The organism is Rathayibacter rhapontici (assembly GCF_001995175.1).
Classification (GTDB): domain Bacteria; phylum Actinomycetota; class Actinomycetes; order Actinomycetales; family Microbacteriaceae; genus Rathayibacter.
Genome location: NZ_MUKN01000106.1, coordinates 1 through 4,586 on the forward strand (window position 1 = coordinate 1; position 4,586 = coordinate 4,586).

Genomic DNA, 4,586 nt, shown 5'->3' on the forward strand with positions numbered 1-4,586 from the left:
GTCGCACCTCGGCGGCATCGTCCTCGCGGTGAACGCCGAAGGCGTGCTCCGGATGGGCGGCGCGAACACCGGCATCTCCGGCGGGACGGTGATCCCGGGCCGCTGGTACGTCTTCGCCATCACCTTCACCGGCACCACCGCGACGATCAACTTCAACGACGCGCTCATCACCTCCACCGCTCTGACCCGAGGCGCCAACCCCGGCTACTCCTCGCTCGGAGCGGCGCCCGATGGGAGCTCGCCCCTGTTCGGTGCGCTCCGCGAGATCAGCTTCTACCCGACCGTGCACACCCCGGAAGCCCGGGAGAGCATGGTCGCAGCCCTCCGCTCCTGGTACAGCGCGAGCTGAACCCGGCCCCGACGCCCCCTCGCCCTCCCTCGGGAGTGCGAGGGGGCGTTTTCGGCGTTCCCGGCGGCGGCTGGCCGCGGCTAGGATCGCGGCACACGCACACCGACACTGGGGGATCTCCATGGCCGACATCAGCTTCAAGGGCAGCAACGGCGCGATGTCGTTCGATGGCCGCAGCATCACCATCACCAGGAAGGGCCTCGGCGCTGCAGTGTTCTCGGGCGCTCGGGGGACCGAGAAGCAGCTGCCGATCAGGGTGGTCTCTTCGATCCAGTACAAGAAGAGCGGCATGCTCGTCGGCTACATCCAGCTGACCGTCCCGGGGGATGCGCAGCGCGTGTCGGGTGGGAAGACGCAGACGATCCAGCAGGACGAGAACGCGGTGACGTTCTACTCGAAGCAGAACGAGGAGGCAAAGCGGTTCGCGGACGCCGTGAACGAGGCGATTCACGCCGCCCACAGTGGCACGGCGGCGCCGGCCGCGCCCGACCTCGCCGACCAGCTGCAGAAGCTCGCCGGCCTCCGCGACGCGGGCGTGCTCACCGAGGACGAATTCGCAGCGAAGAAGGCCGAGCTGCTCGCCCGCATGTAGCGGGTGTCGGTGGCCCGGTCGAGGATCGGAGCATGGCACACCACTGGACTCCGCTCAGCATGGTCTCCCGCTCGGTCCGCCCGAACGAGTGGCGCGTTGGCGACAAGCGCGAGGATCTCGGCTGGATCCGTCGACGCGTCGTGGACGGCCGCGAGACGTTCCTGTGCGTGACGCGCGACGAGATCCTCGTCTGCGGCGGCGACACGCTGCGCGACGCAGCGGAGACCTTCCTTGTGTGGAGCCGGCATCGAAGTGGCTGAGGTGCCCCCGGCAGGACTCGAACCTGCGACCGTCAGATTAGAAGGCTGCTGCTCTATCCGCTGAGCTACGGGGGCGCCTCGCAGGGTACTACGCGGCCTCGGGGAGCTCGGTCGTGCGGCGGCGGCCTCGTGCGGCGGTGATGGGGACGACGACGCTGGGGAGTCGCTCGAGCGCTTCGCGTGAGCGGCGATCGGAGGGGCGCGCGTACTCGCGGAGCGTCTCGCCGGAAGAGTGCCGGGCGAGATGCTGGGCGACGTCGGGGTGCACGCCGGCCTCGAGGAGCTCAGTGATGAAGAACGCGCGGAGGTGGTGCCCGGTGTGCTCGATGCCAGCGCGCTTGAAGGCGGCGCTGAGCGTGGCGGAGACAGACTTCCCGCCGACGTGGGCGCCGTCGATGATGGGGGAGGGGAACCACCAGCCGGCGCGCGGGTAGTCCTGCGCTTCACGCCACACGATCGGGTGCAGCGGCCGCCACACCTCCTTGCGGCCCTTCCCCTCGCGGGTGAAGACGCGACGTCCCTCCCAGTCGATCGCGTCGCCGGCGATCGCGGCGATCTCGGAGGCGCGGAGCCCATTGAAGGCGTAGAGCAGGATCTTCATGCGCGTCGCGCCGTAGACGCCGCTGTCGAGGACTCGCTGCAGCTGCTCGCGGGTGACGGGATTCGGCTCGCGCTTCTCGACGCGCGGCCGCGGGAGGCGCGCGGCGGGGTTGTCGAGGCGCAGCTGCTCGTCCTGCATCCACGTGTAGAGCGTGTGGATGTGCGAGCGATAGTTCTGCTTCGTCCGGCCGGAGAGGTCGCGCCGGCCGAGGAACCGGATGAGGTCGTGCCGGGTTAGCGTCAGGAGCTCGCCGCCGGTGTGGCGCTCGAGCGCGCGCATCAGGTAGAGGCGCTCGCGGATCGTGCGCTCGCGGCAGTGTTGCGCGCGCATCTCGGCGGACCAGAGGTCGAGAAGGTCGGGTGTGGAGAGCATTTCGGGAACCCCCATGGATCGTCGGGTCGTCCCGCCAGGTGCGGGGGTCTCGACGCTAGATGTCCGCCCCTCAGATGAGTGGCGCCCACTTGTGGGGAATGACCGACAAGTGTTGGATGAGCGAGAAAGAGACTGTGTGTCTACTCAGGCCGCGGGGCGAAGCTGCGTGACCCGGGCCAAGTAATCTCTTGGTCGCAGGTTCGATTCCTGCCGGGGGCACGTATTCACTGGCATCCGAGGCCATCAGGACGGCTCCGAAGCCGGCCAGCCGACGTTTACTCGACGGAAACGTTTCGCCGATCGCTGATCCGATCGAGCATCACGGATTCGGCGGAGACGGTAGACGACCTCGGGATCGTGGCGTAGCGCGGCGGGGTCCTCGAGCGCACGGGCGAGGCGCTGGTAGTAGCGGGCCGGGCTGCCGAAGAGGGCACGCATCGCGACGTCGGCGGCGGCGCTCGGCCGGTGGTCGCGGGCGAACGCGAGAACTTCGAGGTCGGGCATCAGTGGCGACGCCCGCCGCGGCCTCGCAGCTGCCCCTCGGTGTCGCCCTCCCAGACGTACATGTACCGGCCGGTGGTCGGGTTGGTCACGACCTCCCCGCCGCGCCAGAGGAGCAGCCAGGGCGCTTCCTCGCCGTGGTCGCGGTACGCCTCGACCGCAGTGTCGAGGAACCCGGTCGGCCGGTGCGGGTGGTTCGGGTCGTACTTCGTTCCCATCACCCAAGAGTGCGACCGACCACCGACACGGAAAAGCCCCCCGCCACCCGCGAGGGGCGACGAGGGGCTCTGCAGATGGGTCAGGCGAGGATCAGGCGGTTCAAAATGCCGCGCACCTGCTCCGCCTCCTTGTGGCCGATGCGGAAGTCGATCGTGTTGCCGGCCGTGATGACCGAGACGATCGTGTTCGTGAAGCCGTCGCGCTTCGTGGCGACGCTCGTGATGCTCTTGATCGGGATCATCTCGGTCGCCGCACCGCCGCCCCTCACGCCGGTCGCGAGCGCGGACGCGCCGAGCGTGAGAGTCGCCGCGGTCAGCTTCGCCATCGACAGGCCGCGGGGCTTCTCCCACTCGATTCGGTCCGAGTAGATGCGCACCTGCGCGTTCTTCCCGGCGATGTGAGACGTGAACTGGTGCAGCGGGGCATCGGTCATGAGCGCGATCCTAGCCGCGGCCCTCCACCACAGGGGAGTCCCCATCCGAGCGCGCCCAGGCGAGGAATGCACGAGCCGCGTCGGGGAGGGTGTCGCCGCCGCCGACCACGAGCTCGTCGCGGGTGACGCAGACGTAGGTCGGGACGCCGGCGTAGTCGACGAGGCGGATCCAGCCGAGCTCTTCGCGCTTGTCGCCCATGCGCCATTCGCCGGGGGTGACAGAGCGGGAGACCATGCTCATCGGGGTCCAGTGGTGTGACATGGGCGAGACCGTACGTGCGACGTCCGACAGAGGGGCGGGACCTTCCCTTCACGTCCCGCCCGTCCTGTTCTACCCGAGCAGGCGGCGAACGGCGCGGCGGGTGAAGCCGGTCGTCGCGATAATCTCGGCGACGGGCACTCCGTAGTCGTGCGCGAGGGTCACGATGTAGCGATCGTGGCGGCGCTGACGGTCGTGGTCAGCGCGCAGCAGGGCGAGGTGCTCTCTCGCTGCTGCGAGTCGGCCGGTAGGGTTCATGGAGTCCTCCTGATTGAGAGTCGGCGGGGAATTGGAACGGTCCGGGTGTTGGTAGCGCTCGGGCCGTTTCGCTGTTTAGCGACGGGGCTAGATTCCACCCCCAGTCGAACATCCGTCAAACGGGGTTGTGGACAGGCCTGTGAAGAAAGCGCGGGAATCGCCGCATTTACGGTGGGTAACCTGTGCACTTTTCTGGGGATATCTCTGTGCATCAATTCTTCTTTCTTTCTCTTGACCAGGGAAAAGGCATCTTCCACAGGCTTATGAGTTGAAAAAGTTCAAGGATTGGTGGAGACCTTCGAACGTATCTACGAACTGTGGACAGCAGTGTGGACAACAGAGAACGCCCCCTCGCCGCTCCCGAAGGAGGGCGAGGGGGCGTCGAGCCGAGGGTCAGCCGGCGGTGTACCAGGAGCGGAGGGCCGCGATCGTGCTCTCCCGTGCCTCCGCGGTGTGCACGGTCGGGTAGAAGCTGATCTCGCGAAGCGCACCGAACAGGGGCGAGCTCCCATCGGGCGCCGCTCCGAGCGAGGAGTAGCCGGGGTTGGTCCCCCTGGACAGGTTCGTCGCGGTGGTGAGCGTGTCGGCAAAGTTGACCGTCGCCGTCGTGCCCGTGTGCGTGATCGCGAAGACGTACCAGCGGCCCGGGATCACCGTCCCGCCGGAGATGCCAGTGTTCGAGCCGCCCATCCGGAGGACGCCTTCGGCGTTCACCGCGAGGACGATGCCGCCGAGGTGCGCC

General features: G+C 68.1%; 10 protein-coding genes and 1 tRNA gene. 3 read left to right on the top strand and 8 right to left on the bottom strand.

Annotated features, from left to right (window positions below):
- From B0T42_RS18590 to B0T42_RS18600, 3 genes are all read left to right on the top strand, one after another.
- Window positions 1-349: LamG-like jellyroll fold domain-containing protein (locus tag B0T42_RS18590; protein WP_139344588.1), on the top strand; the 349-nt coding region annotated here is incomplete at its 5' end.
- A 121-nt stretch (window positions 350-470) separates the two neighbouring features.
- Window positions 471-941, top strand: coding sequence for a DUF4429 domain-containing protein (locus B0T42_RS21770; RefSeq protein WP_158078195.1), 471 nt, complete (start codon window positions 471-473; stop codon window positions 939-941).
- 32 nt (window positions 942-973) lie between these two features.
- Entirely contained in the window at window positions 974-1,201 is a 228-nt protein-coding gene (locus B0T42_RS18600; protein WP_139344589.1) for a hypothetical protein, read from the top strand.
- A 2-nt stretch (window positions 1,202-1,203) separates the two neighbouring features.
- Here the strand turns inward: B0T42_RS18600 and B0T42_RS18605 are convergent.
- From B0T42_RS18605 to B0T42_RS18640, 8 genes are all read right to left on the bottom strand, one after another.
- Window positions 1,204-1,276, bottom strand: a tRNA-Arg gene (locus B0T42_RS18605).
- 13 nt (window positions 1,277-1,289) lie between these two features.
- Window positions 1,290-2,174: a tyrosine-type recombinase/integrase gene (locus B0T42_RS18610; protein WP_158078196.1), complete on the bottom strand. Its 885-nt coding sequence runs from the start codon at window positions 2,172-2,174 to the stop codon at window positions 1,290-1,292.
- A gap of 243 nt (window positions 2,175-2,417) precedes the next feature.
- A complete protein-coding gene (locus B0T42_RS18615; RefSeq protein WP_077224461.1) occupies window positions 2,418-2,678 on the bottom strand; it encodes a DUF3263 domain-containing protein in 261 nt (86 codons plus the stop codon).
- Complete coding sequence (locus B0T42_RS18620; protein ID WP_077224462.1) at window positions 2,678-2,893, bottom strand: hypothetical protein; 216 nt, start codon at window positions 2,891-2,893, stop codon at window positions 2,678-2,680. The genes B0T42_RS18615 and B0T42_RS18620 overlap by 1 nt, the downstream gene beginning before the upstream one ends.
- An 80-nt stretch (window positions 2,894-2,973) precedes the next feature.
- Complete coding sequence (locus B0T42_RS18625) at window positions 2,974-3,327, bottom strand: hypothetical protein (RefSeq protein WP_077224463.1); 354 nt, start codon at window positions 3,325-3,327, stop codon at window positions 2,974-2,976.
- Between the two features lie 10 nt (window positions 3,328-3,337).
- A complete protein-coding gene (locus B0T42_RS18630; RefSeq protein WP_139344590.1) occupies window positions 3,338-3,589 on the bottom strand; it encodes a hypothetical protein in 252 nt (83 codons plus the stop codon).
- 69 nt (window positions 3,590-3,658) lie between these two features.
- A complete protein-coding gene (locus B0T42_RS18635; RefSeq protein ID WP_077224465.1) occupies window positions 3,659-3,844 on the bottom strand; it encodes a hypothetical protein in 186 nt (61 codons plus the stop codon).
- 393 nt (window positions 3,845-4,237) lie between these two features.
- Window positions 4,238-4,586, bottom strand: a 349-nt coding sequence (locus tag B0T42_RS18640; protein WP_236720415.1) for a LamG domain-containing protein, incomplete at its 5' end; no start/stop codon positions are given.

What these genes read in the sequence shown, in the direction of transcription:
- B0T42_RS21770 (WP_158078195.1), top strand. Translation starts at nt 471, where the DNA reads ATGGCCGACATCAGCTTCAAGGGCAGCAACGGCGCGATGTCGTTCGAT.
- B0T42_RS18600 (WP_139344589.1), top strand. Translation starts at nt 974, where the DNA reads ATGGCACACCACTGGACTCCGCTCAGCATGGTCTCCCGCTCGGTCCGC.
- B0T42_RS18610 (WP_158078196.1), bottom strand. Translation starts at nt 2,174, where the DNA reads ATGCTCTCCACACCCGACCTTCTCGACCTCTGGTCCGCCGAGATGCGC.
- B0T42_RS18615 (WP_077224461.1), bottom strand. Translation starts at nt 2,678, where the DNA reads ATGCCCGACCTCGAAGTTCTCGCGTTCGCCCGCGACCACCGGCCGAGC.
- B0T42_RS18620 (WP_077224462.1), bottom strand. Translation starts at nt 2,893, where the DNA reads ATGGGAACGAAGTACGACCCGAACCACCCGCACCGGCCGACCGGGTTC.
- B0T42_RS18625 (WP_077224463.1), bottom strand. Translation starts at nt 3,327, where the DNA reads ATGACCGATGCCCCGCTGCACCAGTTCACGTCTCACATCGCCGGGAAG.
- B0T42_RS18630 (WP_139344590.1), bottom strand. Translation starts at nt 3,589, where the DNA reads ATGTCACACCACTGGACCCCGATGAGCATGGTCTCCCGCTCTGTCACC.
- B0T42_RS18635 (WP_077224465.1), bottom strand. Translation starts at nt 3,844, where the DNA reads ATGAACCCTACCGGCCGACTCGCAGCAGCGAGAGAGCACCTCGCCCTG.